Origin of the sequence: Paenibacillus odorifer (genome assembly GCF_000758725.1) — a bacterium.
In the GTDB taxonomy this organism is placed as follows: domain Bacteria; phylum Bacillota; class Bacilli; order Paenibacillales; family Paenibacillaceae; genus Paenibacillus_AQ; species Paenibacillus_AQ odorifer.
The window spans coordinates 1044280-1071130 of sequence record NZ_CP009428.1 but is presented as its reverse complement, the minus strand read 5'-3'; the positions used below and the strand labels follow the sequence as shown (position 1 = coordinate 1071130).

Below are 26851 nucleotides of genomic sequence, written 5' to 3'. Positions count from 1 at the left end.
TTCAGTAGGTTTTATCACTAAAATTTGGAATTTTATCCACTATAGTTAATAAGAACTAACACATTTATGTAATATTAATCCATATTTTTCAACATATCTTATAAAACGACAACAATTATACAAATTATAACAATTACTGTTGGGACTCTAGTAGGAGGATGTCGATTTAAATGTTATTCCGGCAAAGCTGGGGTGCGATCCCCATATATTTTTTAAATAAACGAGAAAAATAGAACGGATCATTATAATGAAGCATACTAGAAATTTCCTTAATTTGTAATGAGGTGTTAAAAAGCAACTTTTTGGCTTCTGCCATTTTTAGACGGTGAATATATTCATGAAGCGGGTATCCACTGCTGCGTCGAACAAGACGACGAAGTGTAGACATCGAAACATGATGTTTTGCCGCTATTTGTTCTAGGTCCATTTCACCATAAATGCATAAGTTCAGGTCTTCCCGAATCTGACGCATATAATCAGCCTGAGAATTCCAACTTTTTTCTTCTATTATAAAAGAACACTCCAGCAGCATTCTTTCGAGCAATAATGCTGCCCGATCCGCATCCACAGGTTCTCCGCTCTCCATCCGTTCCAGCACTTCTTCAAATAAGGTAGTAAGACCTACTATAGATTGGGCTTGAAAAACATTTCCCCCGGCTATGAGGCCCGATTCCAGCCATTCGGATACACGCGTGCCATTAAAGTTAATATAATACTCATCCCAGCTGCCTCCCGGTGGTGGACCAAAGTTATAACTGTAACCTGGGCGAAAAAAGTATAAGCTGCCTTCACGCACCTGCTGCTCTTTTCCCCCAATCTCCATGTAGGAGCCACTACCTGACACTATGTAAACAATGGCCCAGTGCTCAAAAACTACACCTGAACGGAATAACGTTCTTCCTGGCAGATGACCTGCCTGTCCCACCCTTATATTCTTGAGCTTCAGCTTGGAGGATTCAACCTTCGGATCAATAATTCTTATTGGATATGGACTGATCATATAATCCATGTGCTTGGACATTATAGGCATTCCTCCCCTTGTTTAGTAGTGATAAGGTTATTGTGAAGATGATCATATTCTACATGAATAAGAGGTGTCCACGCTATGCTTAATCATTCTACACTACTGCTTTTCCCTAATCCGCGTGAAATCACATTGTCACAAGGCTCCTTCCATTTCCCAACAAGCGGAAGCATCGTGCTTCCTAATATGGAAGAACAATCTGCCATGCCAGCTGCACGAAAACTACAGGAAGTGATTGCACAAGCATTGAATCTGCAGCTGACTTTATCCATTGGCTTACGTCCAACCGTTGTATCTGTCTGTAACTTTAACTATGTGCCATTATTGTCTGCACAGGCATATGAGATTGTTGTCGATCAGAAGGGTATCGTTGTCTCCTATAGCTCTCCTGTAGGCGCCTTCTACGCAGCAGCAACCCTGAAACAAATCATAGAACAAAGTGGCAAATCTATACCTCAGCTGCATATTCGCGATGAACCTGATTTTGGAGCCAGAGGCCTGCTCATAGATATCAGCCGCAATAAAATCCCGAAGCAAGAAACCTTGTACCGGATCATTGACCTTATGGCTGATTTGAAGATGAATGAACTTCAGCTATATATAGAAGGTGCTCCGTTCGCTTATGAATCCTTCCCTCAAGTCTGGGAGCTTGAAACCCCAATTACCGGAGAGGAAATCCTGCTTCTGGATGCCTATTGCAAAGCACGTTATATAGAGCTTGTTCCCAATCAGAACAGCTTTGGGCATATGGAGGGCTGGCTCTCTCGTCCAGAATTCAACGCTTTAGCTGAAATTCCCGAAGGCTTTATGCTTCCGAAGAATTTGTATGCGCAGGACGTTTATCCAGAAGGCTTATTTATGCACCCTGGTACTTTTGATACCGAAGATCCTGCTGTACTACCTCTGCTAGACAAAATGTTTGACGATCTGCTACCTTACTTTAGCTCCAATCAGTTTAATGTAGGCTGCGATGAGACCTATGAACTCGGTCTTGGTAAAAATAAAGCTCTGGCAGAAACTCAAGGCAAAGGTCAACTCTATTTATCATTCCTACAAAAGATTTATGAGTTGGTTACAAAACGTGGCAAAACGATGCAATTCTGGGGCGATATTATTATCCAGCATCCCGAACTGATTCCTCAGCTTCCTAAGGATATTATTGCTATGGAATGGGGTTATAGCGCTGAGCATCCCTTCGAGTCCGATACGCTCAAATTCCGTGAAGCAGGTATTCCTTTTTATGTCTGCCCAGGCACCAGCTCATGGAACTCCATTACAGGACGCACAGACAATATGTTAGCCAATCTGCGCAGTGCAGCTATTCATGGCAAAAACAACGGCGCTATTGGTTATCTCATTACGGATTGGGGAGATTTTGGACACTGGCAGCATCTGCCGGTCAGCTATGCCGGCTTCGCCTACGGCGCAGCCCTATCCTGGAGTGTAGATCATAATCTGGAAGCAGATACTGCACAGTATTTAAATAGATTTATTTTTGCAGATCGTTCTGAGGGAATTGGCCAGCTGCTCCTGGATCTCGGCAATTACTATCAGCTTGAATCCAGTATCAACCGTTCAAATGATGCAGAAATGTCCCTGCTGCTGCGTACCCATCTGGACAATTTCCTAATCATAGAGAAGCTTACTGAGGAACACTTCAATCATCTCGAAGAATATCTGCTCTCCATTGAGGCGCGGCTATCGGGGTTAGATCTTCAATGTGAAGATGCTGCTCTTGTGCTGAAAGAACTGAGTAATGGCATCCATTTTGTGAAGCATGCTGTGCAGCTGGGCAGAATCAAGCTACAGTTGACATCAGCACCAGATTCGCTTGATCCTGCGCTGATTACGAAGCAAATCAATGACCTTGATGTACTCCTTCACCAATATCGTCTCTTGTGGACGGAACGCAACCGGCTCGGCGGCTTGGAGCAAAGTATCTCGAAACTTCAACGCCTGCGTAGTCAATATGAAGCATTGAAATCAGAACTCTCCGCATCCGTAAGTTCCTAATCCTTCTTATTAATATTCACTATATAGCTGCTGTTGGGTAATCGAACGTTGAACTAACGCTTTCGGTTCGCCCAACGCAGCTCTTCATATTGATTCTCAAGCATCTCCCGCTCACGTTGCTCGTGTTGTTCCCTGCCAATTCCCTCCTGCTGGCTTTCCTCATCCTCATAGATTCGCCATAGGTCAGAGAACAGATAGTCTTTGATTTCTACCACTTTTCCCTTCAAGATTCCGTTTATCCAAAAAAGTCCCGTGGAAGTACGCATAACCATGCGGCCATCCGGTGTTTCCGCCTTTTGACCCATTCGAATAGCCATAAGCATCTGGCCGAAAGTATACCATTCCATATCTGCTAATACCTCCTAAATTTTAGTTGTAATGGAATAAAGAGAAAGCTATAATCAGGGCAAAAGAACCATTTTCGTAAAAATTTTATAGGAGGGTTGTTATGGATTGGCTAAATGACTACGAAGATGAACTGCGCTTGGTATTCCAAGAAAGCAGACGGATTATTTCTGAATTTCCAGAACCTCTAAATCAACAAGGCATGTCCTATCTTGAGCATTTTAACGTATTTAACGCTGAAAGCCACAAAAACTACATATGTTATCTTTTACCCTTTTGGCTGCAGAAGGGATGCGGAATCTCTGCAGAGGTTACTCGCCAGATGTCGATGGGCAACGTCTTTTTTATGTTGTATTTCTTCATACAGGATGACCTGATGGACAGCCAAGAATCCTCCGCATACGAAAAATTACCCTTGGCGAATTTGCTTTATGTCGAATTTTTAAATATCTACCGGATACTATTTCCGGAGCCATCTGCTTTCTGGATCTTATTTAATCGTTATATCATGGAGTGGGCAGATAGTGTTAGCAACGAAAATACCAGTGACTATTTCCTTAATGATCGGGTCAAAATTTCCTATAAAGCCAGTCCGCTCAAGCTATCCAGCACCGCTGCCCTTCTGATGTCTGGAAAGAGTGATTTAGTGCCGCAAGCTGAAGAACTTATCCATTCGGTTTTGCTTACACTGCAAATGCTGGATGACTATGAGGACTGGAAAGAAGATTTATCCGCGGGCAACTATAATTGTCTTCTCTCCCTAACTCGCAAACATCTGCCAAACAGCAGTGCAGCTAAACTCACTTCACAAGAGGTCGAATTTTATCTATTCACTGCAAATGGTCTACATACCTATACGGAATTAGCACACGACACACATAACAAAGTTACAGCTTCCGACCTTAATGTCCCTCATCTTATCGCGTTCCATTCCATGCTAGTAAGTAACTTACAACAGATCTCTGATTCCATCGAAGCGGACAAGCAGCTCTTGCTAAACGGAGGATTATATCATTGGTTGTCAAAAAATGTCCATTAATTCTATTATTTTGTAATAAAAAGAATAGTATTAGTAGTTTTGCTATGTTATATTATTAAAGGTAAATATATACAATTTGGGAAGGGTGATTATTATGTCAGAAGCAATTCTTAGAAATCAAGTCATTCAAAAGGCATGGGAAGATCCAAGTTTCAAGAAAAGACTACTCTCAGACCCAAAAGCGGCTCTCCAAGAAGCACTAGGCGTAATCATTCCCGACAGCGTTACCTTGAAAGCCGTTGAAGAAGGCTCCAACGAATTCTATCTTGTAATTCCACCAAGTCCTACATCCGATGTATTGAAGGCAACCGCAGCACCACGCGGTTCGTGGTAAGACAACAAGATTAACCCCCTAAGGAGTGAGAATCATCCGGAGCTTCTGCCAATGGCAGTATGGTGATGGATTCGGTTCCCACTCCTTTTTTGCTTGTGAATTTCACTTTACCTTGCATAGCTTCGATGATACGGAAAGTGACCATTAATCCAAGACCTGTGCCTTTATTCTTTTTAGTGAAATAAGGCTCTCCCAATCGGTGCAGGACATCCGCGTCCATCCCTTCCCCGTTGTCTTTGATATGAATAATTACGTTCTCCTCTTCCGCATACACCGACATATAGATAAATCCTTCGTCACGGAAAGATTCAATGCTATTTTTGATAATGTTGATGAAGGCTTGCTTAAACTTCGAGGAATTCCCCTTCACCCATAATTCGCCCGATACATCAAGAATCATTTTTCCTCCATTTAAATGACAAAGCGGCTGCATAATACTCTCAATATGCTTAAATTCATTATACAAATTCAGACTGGAAATCGTCTCAAATTCCGGTTTTGCGAAGGTTAAGAAATCCGTAATGATCCCGGAAGCACGATCCAGCTCACTAAGGGCCATCGACATAAATATTTCCTCTTCACCAACGGATTTCTCGCTAAGCAGCTGAAGGAAACCCCTAGTTACCTGGAGTGGATTCCGCACTTCATGAGCAACAGATGCAGCAAGCTCGCTAATAATTTCCATTTTTTCTGAACGCTGCAATTCGTTGTTAAAACGCTCTAATTCTTTAGAATAGTTAACAACCTGTTGATGGCTATAGGCTAGTCTTCGCTCCAGAATTACGATCAAGGAGATTATGAAGGCAACAATGCCCCACTTCCACAAGAATAAATCATAGTTCCCCTTATGAATGTAATACCACAGTAACTCTGACACTACAGTAAATGCAGCCGTTCCAAAGCCAATGGCAAAAATGATAGCGTCCCTATTCCCTTTAAGCGAAAATATAATCACACATACGATAAGCAAGATGAACTGAAGGATGAGGATGAACCCGATAATAGTGGTGGATACAAAATAATAAAACTCAATATAGCTATTATTCGATAGAAAATTGATCAAAAGACATAGCAAACAAAATGAGGAGTAAATGACTTGAAATTGACGAAAACGACGGACGATCGCATATTTTCCACTGCCAAATATTTTTTCAAATAAAAGAGTAAGCGCCGGTAAAAGTGAGAATAAAGCCAAATCAAGAAACACATTACTAATCGCGCCCAAATTGCTGTAAAAGGTATAAATAAAAGGAGAATAGGTTATCGAGAGAATTCCGGTTGAACCTATTACAACGGCTAGTGAAGCCACACTGGAAAAATAGTCCCTATTAATGTAGAGAGAACTTATAAATAGAACGATAGCCACAAGAAAAAAAGCACAGCCCAAAATCACATCGCTGAGTCCATTTTTAATATAATCATTGATTAACAGGTTGTGTTCACCGATCACTACTTCATTTTTAATTCCGATTCTATCCTGCAGCGTTTCAGTCCAAATGTATAATGTTTTCCCACTATCGCTTTGACTCAAAGGCAACAACAAAGAATAGTTATCCTTAATATAATTACGATCTTCCTCGAAGATTAAACGGTCGTTCACATACACCTTCACATGAAGAGCATATAAAGTATCAATGTAGATTGAAGGGGAGATATAACTAAAGTTAGGTATGGAAATACGAGTCCAAGAAGTGGATACGCCTGATGGCAGATGTGGGATTTCCTTCGTAGCATTCACATTTATCCAATACTGCTGGTCATTATTCTGAGGAACCACTACGCCGCTGTTTTCGCTTCCATCGCCCCATCTCATCTGCCAACTGGTAATTTCTTGGGATGGATATGGGGTCGCTGCTGATACAACAATTGAACTATATCCTATCAGAAGGAGAGTAAGGGCTATTGCTATATGTAGGACTTTAATCATCAAGCGCATATATGCACCTCAGAAGTAAGTATCAGAAACAATATTCTGTCTGTACTACTTCGCTCAGCCCCTCACTCTTTCCTTCTAAAAAACGGAATTATCATAAATTACTTCTAAATTCTTCTAAGTTCTGGTATTTTTACTATAATTTCAGTCCCTTCCCCTTTCTCACTGCGAAACTCAGTGCATCCCTCCATCGCCTCAATAATCCGAAAGGTTACCATCAGTCCAAGCCCCGTTCCTTTGGTCTTATTGGAGTAATAAGGTTCCCCTAACCGAGCCAGCTCATTCCGGTTCATCCCTTCCCCATTATCATGAACACTGATTATTATATGTTTTCCAGACTTCCAGGCTGTGACTTTAATCAGCCCATTGTCCTTTAAAGCTTCAATACTATTTTTGAGAATGTTGATAAACGCTTGCTTGAACTTGGCAGATGATCCAGTAACGTAAAGTCCTGGCTGCAGGTTAAGTTCAATGACGCCCCCTTGCAGATTCGCTAACGGAGAAAGAATACCCGTCACATGCCTCAACTCTTCGGACACATCAAGCTGCTCTACGGTTTCAAGTCCTGGTTTAGCGAAGGTTAGGAAGTCTGTAATAATGAGCGTAGCTCGATCCAGTTCTGTAACCGCCATTTGCAGATATTCCCGCTCCTTTTGATCTGAACGCTCCCCAAGAATCTGCAGAAACCCTCGGGTAACCTGCAATGGATTCCGTACTTCATGCGCAACCGAAGCTGCCAGCTCACTAATAATCTCCATCTTCTCCGAGCGCTGCAAATCATTATTGAACTTCTCAAGCTGATGGGAATATTCAATAAGCTGTTCATGGTTTCTAGTAAACCTTCTTCCCAGAATGACGATTAAGGCAATTACGAAAATCACCACTCCCCATTTCCACCAATATAATTGATAGGATTGGCCCGATACATAGAACATGACCAGTTCGCTAAGAGACATGAAAGCAAATATTGAGAACCCTGTAGTAAAAACAACAGCATCTACATTCCCACGATTCGCATGAATAAACGCTAAGCTGATCAACAATATAAATTGCACAATCATAAGGATACCCAGCACACTCGTAGTCATCAATCTATAAAAGTCATCCAACTGATATGACAAAAGGATATTAACAACCATTAGAGAAAAACAGAATATAGAATAGACAATTTGAAACTTGCGGAATCGGGTAACGATTTTCTTTTTTCCTGGACCAAATATTTTTTCAAAATAAAATGTAAAGGAGGGCAGAAGCGTATATAATGCTACATCAAAGAAAACAAGTACAATCTCTCCATAATCGCCTAGGATTGTCGGCAGGAACGATGAATACGTTACCACTAACACGCCAATGGATAAAATAATCAGCACCAATAGAAATCCGCCGGAAAAATAACCTTTTCTCATGAATAGCGAGCAAATCAGCAGTACAATCGCAATAAAAATAAGCGTCGTTCCAATGATCAGATCCATTAAGCCCTGCTTTACATAAACAGATAACAGCTCATCGTATTGGCCTACTCTTATTTCGCCGTGGATCCCTAAGTCTTTGCTGCCACCATGGGTCCATAAATATAGCTGTTGTCCTCCAACACTTTTGGACAGAGGAATGAAAACCTTACTGCCATTGAAATTAAAATCTTTTTCGGAATCATATATTAATTCGTTATTTAAATAAGCCTTAACATTATTTCCATATACTTTATCTATGAATAACGCAGATTTATCACCAATTTGTGGTAAAGTAAACCGCAGCCAGGCTGAGGTTGCCCCACTTGGAGTCTCTGGGCTTTTCCCATGAGGCATAACACGAGTCCATTCTTCATCAAGAGCTGCCACAGCTTCTTCAATATGATCTACTTCTATACGTTCAAATTTAATCTCCCAATTGGGCAGCGTAGAGTCTGATGATTCAGCACTCACTATCGCCGTACCAAAAGGGACCATAGCGGTCAGCAGTAGAATTAATAAAAAAGCAGCCGCTATATTGGGCTTTGGCAACTTCATCGTAGCACCTCAGTAATTCATTAGTTGTTTAAACGTTCATATATGCTTCTTAATTTCGACAAGCTTCGCACTATCCCTGCCTATTCTTGTAAATTTTCTCGAAAAAGGACGTTTTTCATCGGCTTTTGCTTTCACCCATTTTTTACTAATCCAATATAGACATACCCATTTATTGGATCAGCGATTCGATCATGGTCAAACGGGTAAAGATAAACATAGGAAGTTCAAATTTTATCATAAAAAAGGAGTGAACGGCTATGGATAGTTCACCAAATAAAACTGAAGCTGACTTTGAATATGAACGTTATATACAAGCTGATATGGATGAAGAGGATATTGTTGATGATGACGCAGATCCTGTCTTGGTTGGCGATAAATACTTGGCAGCAGATATTGGTTTAAACTCACCTAAGGATGTGATCGAAAGAGATGAGTTGGTGGAATCCGATGCATATCTAGCCGCTGAAACCGCAGGATTAACCCTAGATGATACGGATTATACTAAGGATGAGGAACTCTTGGAGATGGAAGAAGAAGATCAGCCGCTAGAGGATGTTCCAGATGCAGACGATGTATATCCAAATTCCATTATTGACCCTGCCTCCCCGCCAGTGGATGTTATGCCGGGAACAGACGTTTTGAACGGTTCGCAGGGAGAATAGCAGCTTAATATGAATAAAGCCGCCGGGCTATGAGCCCGGCGGCTTTATGTTGTTTCTAAATAACAACATGCTCATTGAGTTAGCAGTTAGCCCTGCATCGTTGTTGGCTGTTCTGCGGGACGAGCAGCGGCGATTTGCGCTTCCAGCTTGCGGGTCTTAACCAATATCGCTGCTACCAGCAGCATCACTCCATTGATTACAAACACCCAGCGAATTGGAATAACCGCGCCCAATAAGCCGCCGATAATCGGTCCAGCCATCGTCGCAAGCTGAGATGCCGCCTGATTCAGGCCAAAGGCCCGTCCACGGAATCCCGGCTCAATTACTTGTACAATCATGGCATTCACTGACGGCAGCACACCTGCATAGAACAAGCCGTAAGCAAAGCGAAGGATAGCGAACTCTACATAGCCCGAAACAAAAAACTGTAGTATATTACCGATGCCGCCCCCGATCAGTCCAATAAATAAGATCATCCCAAAGCCCTTTCGGCTACCGATTCTGCCCCACTGCGGAGCCATCAGCACCGTAGCAATCCCCACAGCAGAGAACACTATTCCCGAGCTTAGCGAGGCACTATTTTTGGAGATCCCCATGTCCAGTAGATAAATTGGGATTAACGGTTCCAGAATCATAACGGAGAAGGTACTGATTCCCGCCAGCGAGAGCAAAGTAATAAAGGCTCGGTTACTTCTCGCTTCCCTGATATCATCACTTACATGTGACCTTGGAGCCGAACGGTCGAAGTTCTCCTCTTTTGCAAAAAAAGTAGCAATGAGCGCTGAGATAAGTACAATACCCGCCGAGAATAAAAAAGCAATCCGGTTGCTGGTATAATAGCTCACTACACCGCCGATTAATGGCCCAATAATACTACCTGTAGCTCCGGCTGTAGACATAATACTTAAAGCGTACCCCGTCTTATGCTCAGGGGTATTGGTGGCTACCATTGCAATAGCTGCTGGAACAAAACCGGCAAGCAGTCCTTGCAGCACACGCACAATCAAAAAAACATAAGGATCATGTACAAAATAATTAATAAGGTATAAAGCTGCCAGACTAAAACCCGAGCGAATAAGCATCGGTTTCCGACCATACTTGTCGGCTAGCGAACCCCAATAGGGAGAGATTAAAGCGCTGGCAAGAAAGGTTATTCCAAAACTAACCCCTGACCAAATCTCCAAATGATTTGAAACCCCAAGTTCGTCGCTCAAAAAAATGGAAAGGAAGGGAATCGAGATCGAATAAGCTGTACTACAAAAGAAAACCCCTATCCAAAGCACGATCAAATTCCGCTTCCACGAAAAGAGCATCCTATGCACATCCTTTCTCGATGTTCTCTTTGGAAACATCCTACCATTGTAAACTTCTTTTTAAGATGTGCCAATCCCAGAAGTCATAACTGACCTTTGCATGTAATAGGACAAAGGAGGTATTATGGGAAGTACCTACGAGATTATTCAATAAAAAGGAGAGATTATTTAGTGAAGTCTACACGAACAAAATCCGCTATTCTTCTGATCATGTTATGCCTGGTCATGGTTATTGCGGCAGGTTGCGGTAACAAGCCAAACAATAACAATGCAAGCAGTAATAATGGAAGCAGCGGATCAGCACCTGGGGAAGGTGCAGCCCCAACTGAAGGCGTTCCTTCAGCTACGGCAAGTCATCCCTTAGTAACCATTGAAATGGAAGACGGGGATATCATCCAAGCTGAGCTATACCCTGAGGTTGCCCCTAACACCGTAAACAATTTCATCTCACTTATTCAAAAAGGATTTTATGATAACACTATATTCCATAGAGTAATTCCTGACTTCATGATTCAAGGCGGCGACCCTGATGGCACAGGTATGGGAGGCCCGGGTTACAGTATCGCCGGAGAATTCTCTGGCAACGGGTTCACCAATAACCTTCTGCATACAGAAGGTGTTCTATCCATGGCAAGATCACAGGCTCCTGACTCTGCCGGTTCCCAGTTCTTTATTATGGATGCAGCTTACCCTAGTCTAGATGGAAGCTACGCCGCTTTTGGTAAAGTAACCGAAGGTATCGAAGCTGTAAAAAGAATTGTGAGCCTGCCTCGTGACGGTTCTGATCGTCCAGATGAGCCACCAGTAATGAAAAAGGTGACGGTCGACACCTTCGGCGTCACTTACCCAGAACCCCAAAAGGTTCAGTAATTAGGAATAAGCAGAAGCGACGTTACCGTCCTCGAAAGAGGATAAACGTTTCTTGTAGAAATAAAAGAACATAAAAAACTCGGCAGTCCCTCCGAAGTTGTAATCGGATGGAGCTTGCCGAGTTTTTTTACAGCTTATCCCCGCAGCGATCTTCTGGTAAGTGCATGTTGACCATTACGCAGGAAGGTGCTGCGGCTATTTCTTAATAGCGCTATCCGGTCCTCTGCAAGCTGGTTCGCAGCGGCATAAGTAGGTATTCCGTTCAAACGGGAAATTTCCATTACGCGGGTAATATTATCGTAAATCTTCGCCACCTGCTTAAAGGCACGTTCCTTATTATAGCCGTTCAGCTCGTCCGCAATATTAATGACGCCACCTGCATTAATCACGTAATCTGGAGCATATACAATCCCCATCTCATGAAGTGCATCACCATGCGAGGAATCCTTCAGCTGATTATTAGCAGCTCCTGCAATCACTTTCGCCTTGATTACCCGTAAGGATTCGTCGTTAATTGTCGCTCCAAGAGCGCAAGGAGCATAAATATCACAATCTACACTGATGATATCGCCTGGATCTACAGCCTTAGCGCCATAGGCCTCTACTGCACGTTGAACGGCTGGTTTATGGATGTCCGTTACGATAAGCTGTGCTCCTTCTTCATGAAGATGTTTGCACAGTGTAAAGGCCACGTTCCCCACACCTTGAACAGCTACTGTCTTCCCTTCGAGCGAATCACTGCCAAAGGCGGCTTTAGCGGCTGCCTTCATTCCTTGGTAAACACCGTAAGCCGTTGCTGGTGACGGATTGCCCGAAGAACCGTACGTAGGTGAGGTGCCAGTAACATAATCTGTCTCTTGATAAATAATGTTCATGTCCTCTTCCGTAGTCCCTACATCTTCAGCAGTTATGTACCGTCCATTTAAACCTTGTATGTATCTTCCGAAAGCACGGAACATGGCTTCATTTTTATCCTTCTTGGGATCTCCAATGATTACTGTTTTCCCACCACCCAAATTCAGGCCGGATACTGCATTTTTATAGGTCATCCCTTTTGCTAATCGAAGCGCATCAACAATAGCTTCCTCTTCCGTAGCGTAGGTCCACATCCGTGTTCCACCCAGTGCTGGTCCCAGTGTCGTGTCATGAATCGCGATGATCGCCTTTAATCCCGATGCCTTATCCTGACAAAATAATAATTCCTCGTAGTCGTCCCGTTCCAATGCTGCAAACAATTCCATCTCCAATATCCCCTATCCCTTTGTCATATTCCTCATGCTGGTTCAAAGTTCATGCAATTAGAAGAGGATCAGTTGGATCCCCTCCCAAAATATTGTAGCAGAATACGCCGTAAAACAAAAAGAACTCATGTCACCATCTTAACTACTGATGGGGCATGAGCTCTTTTTATCCAATCTACTCTCATAGACAACTGTCAAAATGCTTTACAGTTTAGCAATCGTCTCTGTAAGTACCGGTACGATTTGTGATTTACGGGATACTACACCTTTAAGAAGGGCTTTATTGTCATCAAGCTTCACGTTGTACGCCTGTTCTACTGCACCTGCAACACGGCCCAGAGCCAGACCCACCGAATCGTTGTTGAGGATATCTGTAACTACGAACAGGAACAGATCCAATTCTTTTTCAGCAATAATGGAAGTCAGTGCAGTTTCCAGTTCAGCCTGCTTGGAGAGTACATCATTAACGTCAACCGCGTTCACTTGGGCGATTTCTACTTTGTATTCACCCATTTTGAATTCCTTAGCATCCAAGGAGATCAGTTGAGCGATACTCTTGTCGCTAAGATCAGCACCAGCCTTCAGCATATCAAGGCCGTAGCTTTCTGCATTTACACCAGCAATTTCAGCCAATTCGCGCGCTGCCGCTACATCTTCAGCGGTGCAGGTTGGAGATTTAAACAGCAAGGAATCAGAAATGATTGCAGACAACATCAATCCGGCGATGTCTTTAGGGATAGCTACACCGTTTTCTTTATACATTTTGTTAAGTATAGTAGCAGTACAGCCTACTGGCTCAGCACGATAGTATAACGGATGTGCAGTCTCAAAATTAGCGATCCGGTGATGGTCGATAACTTCAACTACACGCACTCGATCAATGTCATTCGCACTTTGTTGGCGTTCATTATGGTCAACAAGAATAACCTGATTAGCTTCTCCAGCTACGTTCTCTACCAGACGAGGAGCCTCTACTCCGAAATGATCAAGCGCAAATTGCGTTTCACCACTAACGTCTCCCAGACGAACTGGCTCAGCATCCCAGCCTAATTCTTTTTTGAGTGCTGCATAAGCAATTGCCGAACAAATAGTATCCGTATCCGGATTTTTGTGTCCAAAGACCAATGTTTTTTCCATTTCCAATCTCCTTACTATGTTTTAGTGAGATTAATATACCATACATTGATAGCGGCTTCCAGATTGTGCGGGCTGAAAAATTGGTTTAGCCTCTCCCACCTATGGTTGTTCACGTCTGGTCTTTGGAAGCGGATCTGGTTTGGACTCACCATGCAGCGGTTCATTATCGGAGAAAAGATCAGGATTCTCTTTTAGCATCAGGCTTAAAATATCCGTCGTTTCTACTGTTCCACACACTCTAACTAGCGCATCCCCGAAATTCCCCTTACGCATGGCACCGCCTTCCTCAAGCTCGCGTTCCACTTTCCAAAAATGCTCCGACCAAGAGAGACCACAATGTCTGCGAGAAGGCACCATGATTTCATCGCCACCCGGCGTCACAGTATATAATTCCTCATGACTATCCGTCATTCTGCCCGGAATATCCACCCACTCTTCAATACCGTGAATGAACGTATTCCGCCGCAGATCGACGCCCAGCAGTACTATTTCCGCCTTACGATCAAGCAGCTTGCCCCATACTGAACCACGGGCGCATGGCGTATCCCAACGTTCATCCCCTGCAGTAAACGCCTCAGCATCAACACCCAAAGCCGCTACAGAATGAGTCGGATGCCAAGAGCGAACAACGCCCGGACGTTTTCTGAACAGCTCCGGTAATATCCCAACACAAGATGGGGAATCTTGAACAGAGAAGCGTGGATTATCCGCATTAATATAAGCCCATGTATGCGTTGGCAAAACAAGCAGCCCGTCCTTCATATATTCGCTGAGTGCATCCAGCACCGTGTTCGCACCTCCTTCTACTTCGCCAACACTTTTTAACGAGGAATGAACTAGAATGGTCCCCCGTGGATCAATCTCCAACTCCTGTAATTGTTTCATCAAGCTTGTTGTTGTGTGCACTTATACTCTCTCCTTATGTATGAATTAAATTTCATGAAACATTAATATCCACTTGCAAAAGTTTGTTATTACTATTAAAATTATAGTAACTTAATAATATTCACCAATAATTCTATCGATATTAAAAATAATCCACAAACCCTAAGCATTTACACGGAGGTAACTACCATGAGCTTAACGTTAAAAGGACTTCACCATGTCTCAGCTATTACTGGCAAAGCACAGGAGAACTTTAAGTTCTATACAGAGGTACTCGGACTTCGTCTCATTAAAAAAACAGTAAATCAGGATGATATTTCAGTGTACCATTTATTCTATGGAGATGAGAAGGGCAATCCCGGAACCGAATTAACCTTTTTTGAACTTCCGATGGCGGGCCGCAACCGCGAGGGCAATAACAGCATCTCCGCCCTCTCCCTTCGAGTCCCAAGCGATGCCGCACTTACCTATTGGGAGCAACGCTTCACCGAACTTAACGTGGAGCATGGGACGATACAGGTACTTGGTGGACGCCAGACTTTATCCTTCCGCGATCACGAGAGTCAACGTTTCATTCTCGTATCCGACGAAAATGATAACGGTGTTGCCGGCGGTACTCCTTGGGCTAAAAGCCCAGTGCCTGCCCAATATGGCATTGTAGGCTTAGGTCCCGCACATCTCACAGTCGAAAGTGCAGAACATACAGCGGTGGTGCTGGAGCAGTTGCTTGGCTTCCGCCGTATAGGAACCTACCCTTCAACAGTTGCCTGTCAGCCAGATGTGATCGTATTCGAGACCGGTGAAGGCGGGTCAGGCACTGAGGTACATCTGGAGGAACGCAATGATCTGGATCAAGAGCATTTGGGACGTGGCGGGGTACATCACGTCGCCTTCCGCGTCGATAATGAAGACGAATTGAAGCAATGGATCGAACACATCCGCCAGGCACAGCTTCCTAATTCCGGTTTCGTCGACCGCTTCTACTTCCGTTCCCTCTATTTCCGTGAGCCTAACGGCATCCTTTTCGAGCTAGCTACAGACGGACCAGGTTTTGCTACAGATGAGCCTATGGAAAGTTTAGGTGAATCGCTTGCGCTGCCGCCATTTCTGGAATCGAAACGCCAGCAAATCGAGGCGTATCTGAAGCCGCTGGATACTCGGCAATAAACCTCTTTCAGGTTACTAAATAAAAGGTGTGAGACGCTTATGCGCTCACACCTTATTTTTTTATTGAAGGTTAGTAGCTTTCCCTACAATATCTAGTAGCTCCGAGAGGTTTCGAATTTCGTATTTTGGCTGAACGCCGGACTCATTAATCTTACCGAGCGGGTTAAACCAGCAGGTATCAATCCCATAATTAATTCCGCCTTGAATATCAGAGGTTAAGGAGTCACCCACAATCAATACTTTTTCTTTATCCTCAATCCCCAATTTGGCAAAAGCGTAATCAAAAATCCCGGTCTCTGGCTTCTGACATCCTGCCTCCTCTGAGATAATGATCTGCTCAAATGTATCACTCAGCAGCGAGCCTTGGATTCTGGAAGTTTGCACATCCTTGATTCCATTCGTGATAATCGCCAGGCGGCACTCTGCAAGCTCTCCGCATAGCTCGATCGCTCCCTGCATCAGAAAGGTTCCTTCGCCTAAGAAACGTAGATACGCCTCACTAAATGATTCAGGATCAAGCTCAAGCGCATGTGCAGCAAACAACCGATTGAACCGCTCTACCCGCAGCGCCGCAGATGAAATCCTTCCTTGTTCTAAATCCCTCCACAATGCGTGGTTAATCTCTTGATAACTGGCAGCATAATCTGCTGCACCTGTGGGCATCCCAAAGTGTAGAAAGGCATTAGACAACGCGTGACTTTCTGCCATTCCATAATCAAACAACGTATCGTCGGCATCAAATAAAATAACATCGTATTTCATAAATATCCCCCAAAGAGCTTTTCTCAACAAGGTACTACAGCGATGCTGGCAAGTCAACTTCACACCTCTCACGACAAAATTTTACTTTTTTAAGGTAGATTTAATCGATCTGTGGTATTTTAAAAAGAAAACGGTGGTGAGCGTCATTTTATACGTTTTATCATTTCTAATGTCATTTCTTATCGTCTACTTTCTAATTCCGCCGCTCGGCAAGCTTGCTTTTCGGCTTGATTTTGTGGACAAGCCTCGGCAGGACGTTGAGCGTAAAATTCATAGAGAGCCCATTCCGCTAACGGCCAGCTACGCAATATTTCTCGGATTTTTTGTTACTTATCTGGTGTTCGCGCGTGATTTCTCCATGGAGACTGTCGCATTATTTGTTGGTGGAGTACTGTTGCTGACCATAGGCACGGTGGATGATTGGTACAAAACGAAGGGCAAAGATTTCCCAGCCCTGCCCAAGTTAATTGTACAAGTTAGCGCAGCGATCCTGGTTTATGCTTCTGGCAACGCCTTTACCGGATTTTACAATCCATTTTCAGGTGATTATATCATTTTGCCAGTCATTCTATCGTTTCTGCTGACGATTATCTGGATCTTCGGCGTAACCACTGTTATTAATTTCTCGGATGGCATGGACGGTCTAGCTGGTGCCTTGACGGCCATTTCGGCGGTTACGTTATTCGTAGTCGCACTGGCGAAGGGTCAATCCTCATCTGCCATTATGGCAATTTCGCTGATTGGCGTTACGCTTGCTTATCTGCGCTACAATAAGCCGCCCGCCAAAATCTTTATGGGCGACGCCGGGGCAACCTTTCTCGGCTTCATCCTTGCGGTAATTGCACTCGACGGCGCGTTCAAGCAAGCCACCGTCCTGTCGCTGTTCATCCCTATTCTGGCGCTGGGCGTACCGATCTTCGACAACATTTTTGTCGTAGTCAAACGTTTCATCCAAGGCAAGTCCATTTATCAAGCCGATGCCACCCAGGCTCATTACCGCCTGCTTCGGGCGGGCCTGAACCAGAAGCAGGTCGTTGCCGTGCTATGCCTGATTAGTGTTTGTCTATCCTTATCCTCTATCATTCTGCTGCTGATCGAGACTTAATGTATTTTAGGGACTAAGGGCATGTCTCATATACTGAGACTGCCCTTTGAAGTTATAAAAGGAGCAAGATTCCGATATGGAATCTTGCTCCTTTTGTGTTTGAGGGTATTCTAGAGTAGCGAGAGATAGCTAAGATGCGATAGTTTGCCAGAGCTTGCGAGATCTACGGGATCTACGGGATCTACGGGATCTACGGTGATCTGCGGGATCTACGGAATCTACGTAGATCCATGGCCAACTCCGCAGCTTTTACTCTTACGGACTCAGTCGCCGTTATTCGTGGATTTGCGGCCATTTAGTGGTGATTTCGGACTCCAGAGACGCTATCTACCCAAAATGGACTCATATTCAGTCTATTTCTACCCAATAGCTGCATTGGAGTCCGATAGCACGCAAATTAGAGTGATTTGTTACTTTTAGCGACTCCTGTGTCCTTTAGCTACCTAACTCCAAATAAATCAATCACCCATCGTTCTCTTGCGTAAACTCGGCTAATCTGCGATAAATTCCAATGATCTCTCCCATCGGCATTCTAACTAATCCACTAGAAGAGGGTGCAACGAATTCACGGACACCATCTACCTTTGGAGGCTCGCCCCCTTGAAATCCCCAGTTAGCTTTTGTTCTGCGACTAAACTCTGTATACACACCCTTACCTACAAAACAGGCGACTTGAGGCCGATATTTCTCCAGCTTGGAGCGAAGCAATTCACGACCCTCCTGGTATTCTTCACGAGTAATATCGTCGATTCCCCGTGTGGGACGGGCAACAATATTTGTAAACCCATAGCCCAGCTTTAGCAAGTCCCCGTCCTCAGACGCATCATACAACCGGGGAGTAAGTCCAGACTGATGTAATATTCTCCAAAAATTATTCCGCGGATTCGCGTAATGATGTCCTACCTCACCAGAACGGATACTAGGGTTGAACCCAATAAATACAATCTGTAATCCGTGATCTAAGTGATCTGGAATTTCATCCATGTTATTATGCCTCCTAACCAAACGTCGATCTAGTTCAACTTACGGGGTATACACTTTAAGACATGAAGGCGGTATATGACCTGCCAACCAAACCTTATTACCCGCATTATAAAAGGTTGCACCCATTTGACCCGCTCTAATCGTATCAACGGTTAACAATATCAATTTCCCTCTGCGACTTCCGGCTAAACTGGCAAAATGAGTCCCTTCAGACAAATGAACATACTGCCGTCCCATCGATTGGAGTCCCTCCTCCAAAATCACAGAAAGCACACCAGAATGAGTTCCGTGAAAAAGTACAGCAGGCGGAGTCCCCGGCTCATAAGTGATTTTTGTATGGCTATGCCCGTACCGGGCTTTGATCCGGTCATCAACGATTTCCAATCGTTGCTTGTCGCAGCCTGCGACCACTTGCCGAATATCTCCCACAGTCACCTCTGACCATCTAGGAGTGCTGACAATAACAGACAGCAAATCATCCAACCTACAGGAACCATCCTCTGGATCCAAAATAAGACCATATTGCTCTGGGGTATGCCGCAGCAGCTTAGTCATAAATTTACTTAACGATACTTCCGCTGTATTGCTTAACATTATATTTCCACCTCAATGTTCCCTATTTATATTATTCTACAGTAAAAGATCTGCCGAAGCAGACTCCAGAGGCATTACAGCAATCGCACATCCATGTATTACCTCTAAATATGTAAAAAAAGACCATGGACTCTTTCGTCCATGGTCGGGCTTCACCTAAATACAGAACTCCTTACCAGTTAATACAGCGATGTTATTTTAACGGAAACGAATATACTGGCTCTGAGGCTGACCTGAAAGTCCCATTTCATCCTTAACCTATCTCCAAAAGCATATTCCAACTATCCAGTTTATGTCAATCAGTAGTCTTTTATCTTCTGTAATCTTTTACTTACCTTATTCTTAGCTTATTTCAGCAATGCTTTCAATTCAGATGTCATATCTGATTCTTTTAACATTACGAAATCGCTATAACCCTCTTTGTACATCAACTTCACAATGTAGTTGCCATTCTCAACACCATAATTGAAATGATGGGCCAAAACATCTGTTAATAGAACCTTATCCTTCGTAACAGCCGTACGATTCTTTTCACGCGCAAGCGCTACTCTTTGTTCAGGACTAGTAGGGTTCTTAGGTGTTTTCTCGTCCATATAATCATCTTTTATAATCTCTGCCGATTGGATATCTTCAGCTGTTATTCGTATTTTATCGGCATAACCTTTTTCGTTCATCCATTTCTCTAACTCATGAAAAGTTGACTTCCACGGATAATAATAACCATAATCTGTAGAAACTTGATTACTGTTCTCTTTTACCTTTACCTCTACTTGGATATTAGCCACATCAGGTTTTCCGTCCTTATCTATCTGTACTTCGTAGGACATATTCGAAATTTCGCGTTTGATAATCTGCTTTAGCTCTGAAATTTCCCCGGGATCCGAGATGGCTACTTTTTTATTCCTGTTAGTAACCCACATAAAATCCAGGTCTTTGTCTAAGAGAGCTAAATTATACTTTTCATACTTGTAAGCTTCGGTATCCTTAACCGCTTTGAGCTCTGATTCGAACCCCTTTTTAGGGATCCAGTATTCCCTCACTAGCTTGTCGCCGTTCTCCAATTGATAAGCCAGAGTAAAATATTCATAAACATATTGTCGTGACGTATGATCTGGACGTACCGTAACTACCGTTTGATGAAGTTTACGGACAGCTTCTATATAATCTTTATCATCGGAAAAAGGATTCTGCCCCATGTAGGGTGTAGTGTACAAATCATCCGTTGGGGTATACAACCGGTAGTTAGCTCCCATATATACTCCGCTAATCTTATCACCGGAAGGCACTCTGGCTTCATACCCCGTAACACTTGATACCGGGATATACAGAAGTAATCCCAACATTACTGCATAAACTGCAAACTCGGCTACCACTTTACGCGTCATAATCTGCCATGTTTTCCGAACAATCATTTCTGCGGCAACATAACCAATAATGGCTCCGATGGCATATCCACTAATCACCCAGCCCATTTGCTGTTGCTTCATTTGCGCAAAATAATTACCGGCAATAAGCATGGCACATAACATTACCCCTGCTTTAAACAGTGGATTGAAATATCCAAAAGCAATAGCCTGACCCGCTTTTTCCGTATTACGCTTACGGTATAACAGGTAGGACAACCCAATAAATAGAAGTGCCAATACCCCATAAATCCATAATTCTGTATTGGTGAAGGGTTTGCCGGTAAAATAATACACGATATGAACAAAAGGAGACCATATCTGCGAATTGGAATCATGCAAGTTAGAATTTGCATTTGCATAACCATAAAGATACATGGCTAAATGGCTGTGGATTAATGAGATCAGTACAGCAGGAAGAATAAGCAAAATATAAATGATAATTCCCTGAAGAATAGATTGGCCCGTACATATTCCCACAAAAACACTAAAGCAGAAGAGGAACAAAGTCAGAATACTAACTGTGATACACCATTGCCAAATATCTGCGCCTTGAAAAATATAAAAATTCCCACTCCATGGCTTAATAACGGCAACCACCCCAGCAGTTAACCAAACAGGCAGCAACAGTAAGGTAAGTCCACTCGTCAGATGAGCTGTAAATAAATGCTCTCTGCGTAAAGGCAGGCTATGCCAAAGATCTGCGGGTGATTTTGCCTGAAGGTATCGGAATAAGAATAGTCCTGCGGCAACTGGGATCGTAATGATAAATAAGGCTTGCACACTACCAGCTATGCGAAATAAATGATCAATTTCCTGCGGTTTTGCATCCGGATTGTTGCTCATGAAGAGCTGCAATGGAAGAGCGAATAATAAGCCGAGTGCATATATAATCCCTATCCAGCCATGCTGGCGGAAGTTCTGGCGAAAAATACTGCTATTAAAGTAGTAATGGCTGCGCGTCATATCCGACATCCCCCATTTCATAAATAAAAATCTCTTCTAACGTCAATGGAAGCAAATCGAATACGTATGGCTCGTACACCTGAAAAGCCGCTTTGATCCGTTCACGATCCCCTTTTACAATATATAGGTTCACACTTCCCCGGCGCTCTTGATGCAGAACTTGTAACTTGGCAGCTAACGGAATCTCATGCCGTTCATCCCGAAACGCCACTTGAATCTTATGTGTATCCGCCTTAAGATCATCCAGATCCTTCTCAATCAACATCTTCCCACCATGCATAATCCCGACATGATCGCACAGATCTTCAATCTCACGAAGGTTATGCGAAGATATGATTACCGTCAGCTCGCGTTCAGCAACCTCCTGAAATAGCAGGTTTTTGATCTGACGCCGCATCACCGGATCTAATCCGTCAATCGGTTCATCCATAATCAGCACATCCGGCATACAGCTTAAACACAACCAGAATGACGCTTGCCGCTGCATCCCTTTGGAGAAACGACTGAGTTTGCGCTTTTTATCGAGCTGAAATACGGTTCCCAAATCTTCAAAACGCTTCTGATTCCAGCTCGGATAAATCGAGCGATAGAAGGCCGCCATTTGCAGCATGGTCGATTGTGGGAAAAAATAAGGAGCATCCGGCATAAAAATAACCCGTTGCTTAGTCGTCGGGTGTTCGAATACTGCTTCACCATCCACCCGCACGGTCCCCTTATCTGGAGAGTAGATGCCCGCCAATGTTTTGAGCAGCGTAGTTTTGCCCGCGCCATTAGAGCCGAGCAGCCCATAAATTGTTCCTTTATGTACCGTTAAAGAGATATCGTCGACTGCCTTCTCGCCTTGAAATAACTTGCTGACTCCTCGAATCTCAATCATCACTCTTCCCTCCTTCTCTTTGCTTCTCCACTTGTTGGTACAAAGAACTAATCTCAGCTGCGGTGAACCCAAGGTATACCGCCTCCGCCATCAGCCTCAGCAACTCATTCCGGACTTCCGCTTTTTTGATCGCATTTTGTTCTTTTTTCATCGGGGCTACAAAACTTCCTTTCCCCTGTAATGAATAGATATACCCCTCACGTTCCAATTCACGGTAAGCCTTCTGAATCGTATTGGGATTCACGGTTAGCTGCTGGGATAAAGTCCTTACAGAAGGTAGCTGTTCATCCGTCTGCAAAATACCATGCAGAATCATCTCCTTGACCTTATCGGTCAGCTGCTCATAAATCGGCTTCCGACTACGAACGTCCAGTTCGAACATAACCTTCCTCCTTCCACTATCTTGCATTAAATCCATTTTTATGTGTATTAACTGTACTACTATTATTAATACAGTTTGATTTATATGTCAACAAAAAATCCCCAAGATTATCCTTTGGGGATCTATCTATCCCTTGTTATTAATCAAAATTACGTCCGATTGCGCCGAGCCATCCTCATCCCCGTGGCTTTCGGACACAAATGACGCTGATTCCTGCTTTTAAGTTCACCTGAGGTTGACAGCGCCAAGCCCCCCTATCTCCCGTGGCTTTCGGACCCAGATGACGCTATTCGCACATTTTTCGTCTTTTGAGCAAAGTTTCGGACTCATGTGCAGCTATTGCCTAGAAAAGCGCTCATTTTGCGCGTTTTTCTAGGCAATAGCGACTTTGGGGTCCGTTACAACTCCAAAAGCCGCTGATTCCCACTTTTAAGGTCATCTGAGTCCGATCGCGCCGAGCCTCCTTATCCCCGCTAGCTTTCGGACCCAGATGACCCTATTCGCACATTTTTCGTCTTTTGAGCGAAGTTTCGGACTCCTGTGCAGCTATTGCCTAGAAAGGCGCTCATTTTGCGCGTTTTTCACACCAATAGCGGCTTTGGGGTCTGTTACAACTCCAAAAGCCGCTGATTCCTGCTTTTAAGCTCATCTGAGTCCGATCGCGCCGAGCCACCCTTGTCTCACGGGGCTCTCGGACTCAAAAGCCGCTGATTTCCGCTTTTAAGGTCATCTGAGTCCGATCGCGCCGAGCCATCTTAACCCCCGTGGTTTTCGACCTAGATGACCCTATTCGCACATTTTTCGTCTTTTGAGCGAAGTTTCGGACTCCAGTGCAGCTATTGCCTGGGAAGATGCTCATTTCCGGGCATACGCTACAACAAACCTCCTAAGTAAACCAAAAAAAAGAGACGTCCCTAAGCCATTTAGGCATAGAAGACGTCCCTTTGAGTATTAGTTACTGTAATTAAGCATACCAGCCCCATACGAAGATGAAGAGCGTACCGAATATCGTAACTAAACCAACGAATAAGGCATAGGCGATATTGATGTAAAGTTCTTTCTTGGTATCTGCTGATTCACCAATATGCATGAACAGGAAGAGCTGCAAGGAAGCCTGAATGAGGGCTGTAACAAGCAGGATTGCCATGTTCGCAGTGTTGGATAGATCAAGGTAGATTACAGCAAGTGCAGCCACAGAAAGGACAAGAGAGGCTAAGAAACCCATCACATGGCGAATTGGAAACAATTGCTTCATCATGCTACATCAGTCCTTTCAGATAGACGAAGCTGAAAATAAAGATCCAGACAACGTCCAAGAAATGCCAGTACAGCGAGAAGATAAAGGATTTATTGGCCGTAGCCGGATTAATACCTTGACGCTTCAACTGGATTAGAATAGCCGCACCCCACAGGAACCCGAACGATACGTGAGCTCCGTGTGTTCCCAGCAGTACAAAGAGACTGGATAGGAAACCACTGGTTTGAAGTGTAGCCCCTTCGTGAACATAAGTGACAAACTCCATGATTTCGATCCCAAGGAAGCCGAGACCCATTAGAAGGGTTAGTCCGAAAAAGACCATCATGGCTTTTTGGTAACCATGCCGCATGGCATGAACCGCAAGACCAATCGTAAACGAACTTGTCAGCAGCAGCAATGTTTCGATCATCACCGGACCAATTTCGAAAAGCTCCGGCCCGCTAGGGCCGCTGGCAAAACGGTCTACCATTACAAAGTAAACAGTGAACAACGTAGCGAACAGTGCAATCTCCGCTCCTAGAAAAACCCAGAAGCCAAAGATTTTATTACTATTCTCTTCTGTTGAGTATTCAAGCGGCTTAGACGCATCTATTTTCATACTGTCTCACCCCGCAATTTCTTTTCAGTAGCAATAACTTCTTCTGCTGGGATGTAGAATCCGTGATCCCGATCAAAGGACATAGCAGCTAGAACAATGAGGATACCTACTCCAGAGAGGATCGCTGGAATCCAAAGACTGAAGACCAGAGAGAACCCTGCGATGAAGAAGATAACACCCAGAATAAATGGTTTTCCTGTGTTGCTAGGCATATGAATCTTAGTAATCTTATCTTCAAAAAGTGGTACTTTATCTTGTTTAGCAGACCAGTATGCATCGCGTGTTTTTACATTTGGAACCACTGCGAAGTTGTAAGCTGGAATCGGGCTTTTCGTTGCCCACTCCAAAGTACGTGCATCCCATGGGTCGCCATCAGTATCTCTTGGTTCGTAACGAGTACTCCAGTAAATGTTATAAACCAGGATTACAAATCCAATCGCGAGACCGATCGCACCTACAAATGAAACCATACTCAGCGGGCCAAATCCAGTGTCCGCAGAATATGTGTATTGTCGACGGGTCATACCCTTAAGTCCGAGAATAAACAGCGGGAAGAACGATACGTTAAAGGAAATAATAATCCACCAGAAGGCATGCTTGCCAAGACGTTCATTCAGACGGAAACCGAATACTTTAGGGAACCAGTAATGGAACCCTGCGATAACGGCGAAGACCGCACCTGGAATAAGAACGTAGTGGAAATGGGCAACCAGGAACATCGTATTATGGTACTGGTAATCGGCACTGGCCATAGCCAGCATGACACCTGTTACCCCACCAATCGTAAAGATCGGAATAAAGGCCAGGGTGTATAGCATAGGTGTCGTAAAGGTTATTCGCCCTTTTCGTAAGGTGAATAGCCAGTTAAATATTTTCACACCTGTTGGTACGGCAATGGCCATGGTTGTAATCGAGAAGAAGCTGTTAACCATAGCACCTTGACCCATTGTATAGAAATGGTGAGCCCATACTAAGAAGGACAAGAGAGAAATGATCAACATACTGAATACCATGGATGTATATCCATACAGGTTCTTTTTAGAGAAGGTGGCGATAATTTCACTATAAATACCGAATGCCGGTAAGACAACGATATATACTTCAGGGTGACCCCATACCCAGAAAAGGTTGGCCCATAACATATCCATACCGCCATTGGCCATCGTAAAGAATTGAGAGCCGAACAGCCGGTCGAACATCATCAACGCAAGTGCTACCGTAAGCACAGGGAATGCGAATACGATAATTACGTTGGTGATCAATACGGACCAAGTAAACATCGGCATTTTCATCAACTTCATGCCTGGTGCACGCATTTTCAGAATCGTTACAATAAAGTTAACGCCTGTGATGAGCGTACCAATACCTGAAATTTGTAGTGCGAGCGAGTAATAGTTATTACCCACCGTTGGACTGAACTCTAGACTTGCTAGCGGGAAATATGCGGACCAACCAGCATCTGGCGATCCCCCGATAACAAACGAAATGTTAAGCAGCATAGCTCCAAAGAAGAAGAGCCAGAAGCTGACAGCGTTCAGACGCGGGAAGGCAACGTCTCTAGCGCCGATTTGCAGCGGAACGATAACATTCATCAGACCGATAATAAACGGCATGGCCATAAAAAGGATCATAATCAAGCCGTGTGTTGTAAATACCTCGTTATAATGCTGTGCGTCAAGAAATTTCATGTCCGGGGCTGCTGTTTGCAGCTTCATCATAATAGCGTCAACGCCGCCGCGGAAAAGCATAAGCAATGCTGCGAGGATATACATAATCCCAATACGTTTGTGGTCAACAGTAGTCAACCATTCGCGCCATAAATATCCCCATTTTTTAAAATAGGTCAGGCCGACAATAATCCCGATCGTAGCCAGAACAATACTTGCCATAGCTCCGTATATCAAGGGTTCGCCGTGGACCTTAAATTTATCCCAATCCATTAGGAATCGCTCC

24 protein-coding genes are annotated in these 26851 nt (G+C 43.9%); 7 read left to right on the top strand and 17 right to left on the bottom strand.

The window, feature by feature from the left end:
* Positions 1 to 166: 166 nt before the first annotated feature.
* The gene (locus PODO_RS04520; protein ID WP_038568894.1) at positions 167 to 1021 is read right to left on the bottom strand and encodes a helix-turn-helix transcriptional regulator; all 855 of its coding nucleotides are present in this window, start codon (positions 1019 to 1021) and stop codon (positions 167 to 169) included.
* Between the two features lie 84 nt (positions 1022 to 1105).
* Here PODO_RS04520 and PODO_RS04515 point away from each other — a divergent pair, with 84 nt between their 5' ends.
* Positions 1106 to 3037, top strand: coding sequence for a beta-N-acetylhexosaminidase (locus tag PODO_RS04515; protein ID WP_036676630.1), 1932 nt, complete (start codon positions 1106 to 1108; stop codon positions 3035 to 3037).
* A 53-nt stretch (positions 3038 to 3090) separates the two neighbouring features.
* On the opposite strand, the gene PODO_RS04510 is transcribed toward PODO_RS04515, so the two are convergent.
* A complete protein-coding gene (locus tag PODO_RS04510; RefSeq protein ID WP_036676631.1) occupies positions 3091 to 3384 on the bottom strand; it encodes a hypothetical protein in 294 nt (97 codons plus the stop codon).
* A gap of 101 nt (positions 3385 to 3485) precedes the next feature.
* Between PODO_RS04510 and PODO_RS04505 the strand changes: the two genes are divergently transcribed.
* Both PODO_RS04505 and PODO_RS04500 read left to right on the top strand, forming a co-directional pair.
* Positions 3486 to 4421, top strand: a complete 936-nt coding sequence (locus PODO_RS04505; protein ID WP_038568892.1) for a hypothetical protein — start codon at positions 3486 to 3488, stop codon at positions 4419 to 4421.
* 94 nt (positions 4422 to 4515) lie between these two features.
* Entirely contained in the window at positions 4516 to 4755 is a 240-nt protein-coding gene (locus PODO_RS04500; RefSeq protein ID WP_170914256.1) for an NHLP leader peptide family RiPP precursor, read from the top strand.
* A gap of 10 nt (positions 4756 to 4765) precedes the next feature.
* On the opposite strand, the gene PODO_RS04495 is transcribed toward PODO_RS04500, so the two are convergent.
* Both PODO_RS04495 and PODO_RS04490 read right to left on the bottom strand, forming a co-directional pair.
* Positions 4766 to 6682 carry a sensor histidine kinase gene (locus PODO_RS04495; protein ID WP_244886494.1) on the bottom strand — a complete coding sequence of 639 codons (1917 nt, stop codon included), beginning with the start codon at positions 6680 to 6682 and terminating at the stop codon, positions 4766 to 4768.
* A gap of 113 nt (positions 6683 to 6795) precedes the next feature.
* On the bottom strand, positions 6796 to 8694 hold the full coding sequence (locus PODO_RS04490; protein ID WP_038568889.1) for a sensor histidine kinase: 1899 nt from the start codon (positions 8692 to 8694) through the stop codon (positions 6796 to 6798).
* Positions 8695 to 8951: 257 nt separating this feature from the next.
* On the opposite strand from PODO_RS04490, the gene PODO_RS29850 reads away from it, so the two are divergent.
* Positions 8952 to 9356 carry a hypothetical protein gene (locus tag PODO_RS29850; RefSeq protein WP_051490926.1) on the top strand — a complete coding sequence of 135 codons (405 nt, stop codon included), beginning with the start codon at positions 8952 to 8954 and terminating at the stop codon, positions 9354 to 9356.
* An 86-nt stretch (positions 9357 to 9442) separates the two neighbouring features.
* Here PODO_RS29850 and PODO_RS04480 read toward each other — a convergent pair whose 3' ends face one another.
* Complete coding sequence (locus tag PODO_RS04480; protein WP_036680852.1) at positions 9443 to 10669, bottom strand: MFS transporter; 1227 nt, start codon at positions 10667 to 10669, stop codon at positions 9443 to 9445.
* Positions 10670 to 10879: 210 nt separating this feature from the next.
* Here PODO_RS04480 and PODO_RS04475 point away from each other — a divergent pair, with 210 nt between their 5' ends.
* Entirely contained in the window at positions 10880 to 11539 is a 660-nt protein-coding gene (locus tag PODO_RS04475; protein WP_051491160.1) for a peptidylprolyl isomerase, read from the top strand.
* Between the two features lie 134 nt (positions 11540 to 11673).
* On the opposite strand, the gene PODO_RS04470 is transcribed toward PODO_RS04475, so the two are convergent.
* The 3 genes from PODO_RS04470 to PODO_RS04460 form a co-directional block, all read right to left on the bottom strand.
* Entirely contained in the window at positions 11674 to 12780 is a 1107-nt protein-coding gene (locus tag PODO_RS04470) for a Glu/Leu/Phe/Val family dehydrogenase (RefSeq protein WP_038568887.1), read from the bottom strand.
* A gap of 204 nt (positions 12781 to 12984) precedes the next feature.
* The gene (locus PODO_RS04465; protein WP_036680844.1) at positions 12985 to 13917 is read right to left on the bottom strand and encodes a manganese-dependent inorganic pyrophosphatase; all 933 of its coding nucleotides are present in this window, start codon (positions 13915 to 13917) and stop codon (positions 12985 to 12987) included.
* Positions 13918 to 14016: 99 nt separating this feature from the next.
* Positions 14017 to 14823 carry an AAC(3) family N-acetyltransferase gene (locus PODO_RS04460; RefSeq protein WP_052096796.1) on the bottom strand — a complete coding sequence of 269 codons (807 nt, stop codon included), beginning with the start codon at positions 14821 to 14823 and terminating at the stop codon, positions 14017 to 14019.
* A 168-nt stretch (positions 14824 to 14991) separates the two neighbouring features.
* Between PODO_RS04460 and PODO_RS04455 the strand changes: the two genes are divergently transcribed.
* A complete protein-coding gene (locus PODO_RS04455) occupies positions 14992 to 15969 on the top strand; it encodes a ring-cleaving dioxygenase (protein WP_038568883.1) in 978 nt (325 codons plus the stop codon).
* Positions 15970 to 16029: 60 nt separating this feature from the next.
* Here PODO_RS04455 and PODO_RS04450 read toward each other — a convergent pair whose 3' ends face one another.
* A complete protein-coding gene (locus tag PODO_RS04450) occupies positions 16030 to 16731 on the bottom strand; it encodes a YjjG family noncanonical pyrimidine nucleotidase (protein ID WP_036680840.1) in 702 nt (233 codons plus the stop codon).
* A 169-nt stretch (positions 16732 to 16900) separates the two neighbouring features.
* Here PODO_RS04450 and PODO_RS04445 point away from each other — a divergent pair, with 169 nt between their 5' ends.
* Positions 16901 to 17836 carry an MraY family glycosyltransferase gene (locus PODO_RS04445; protein WP_038568881.1) on the top strand — a complete coding sequence of 312 codons (936 nt, stop codon included), beginning with the start codon at positions 16901 to 16903 and terminating at the stop codon, positions 17834 to 17836.
* Between the two features lie 462 nt (positions 17837 to 18298).
* On the opposite strand, the gene PODO_RS04440 is transcribed toward PODO_RS04445, so the two are convergent.
* From PODO_RS04440 to qoxB, 8 genes are all read right to left on the bottom strand, one after another.
* A complete protein-coding gene (locus PODO_RS04440; protein WP_036680837.1) occupies positions 18299 to 18820 on the bottom strand; it encodes a mismatch-specific DNA-glycosylase in 522 nt (173 codons plus the stop codon).
* 39 nt (positions 18821 to 18859) lie between these two features.
* Entirely contained in the window at positions 18860 to 19414 is a 555-nt protein-coding gene (locus tag PODO_RS04435; protein WP_038568875.1) for an RNA 2'-phosphotransferase, read from the bottom strand.
* Between the two features lie 347 nt (positions 19415 to 19761).
* Positions 19762 to 21792 (bottom strand): Ger(x)C family spore germination protein, encoded by a 2031-nt coding sequence (locus tag PODO_RS04430; RefSeq protein ID WP_155288086.1) that lies wholly within the window; start codon positions 21790 to 21792, stop codon positions 19762 to 19764.
* Complete coding sequence (locus PODO_RS04425; protein ID WP_036680830.1) at positions 21758 to 22660, bottom strand: ABC transporter ATP-binding protein; 903 nt, start codon at positions 22658 to 22660, stop codon at positions 21758 to 21760. The genes PODO_RS04430 and PODO_RS04425 overlap by 35 nt, the downstream gene beginning before the upstream one ends.
* Positions 22653 to 23042, bottom strand: a complete 390-nt coding sequence (locus tag PODO_RS04420) for a GntR family transcriptional regulator (RefSeq protein WP_036680827.1) — start codon at positions 23040 to 23042, stop codon at positions 22653 to 22655. Before PODO_RS04420 ends, PODO_RS04425 begins: the two co-directional genes overlap by 8 nt.
* Positions 23043 to 24006: 964 nt before the next feature.
* The gene (qoxD, locus tag PODO_RS04415) at positions 24007 to 24297 is read right to left on the bottom strand and encodes a cytochrome aa3 quinol oxidase subunit IV (protein ID WP_036680878.1); all 291 of its coding nucleotides are present in this window, start codon (positions 24295 to 24297) and stop codon (positions 24007 to 24009) included.
* 4 nt (positions 24298 to 24301) lie between these two features.
* Positions 24302 to 24898 carry a cytochrome aa3 quinol oxidase subunit III gene (qoxC, locus tag PODO_RS04410; RefSeq protein WP_036680826.1) on the bottom strand — a complete coding sequence of 199 codons (597 nt, stop codon included), beginning with the start codon at positions 24896 to 24898 and terminating at the stop codon, positions 24302 to 24304.
* Positions 24895 to 26838 (bottom strand): cytochrome aa3 quinol oxidase subunit I, encoded by a 1944-nt coding sequence (gene qoxB, locus PODO_RS04405; protein ID WP_036680823.1) that lies wholly within the window; start codon positions 26836 to 26838, stop codon positions 24895 to 24897. The genes qoxC and qoxB overlap by 4 nt, the downstream gene beginning before the upstream one ends.
* Positions 26839 to 26851 lie beyond the last annotated feature (13 nt).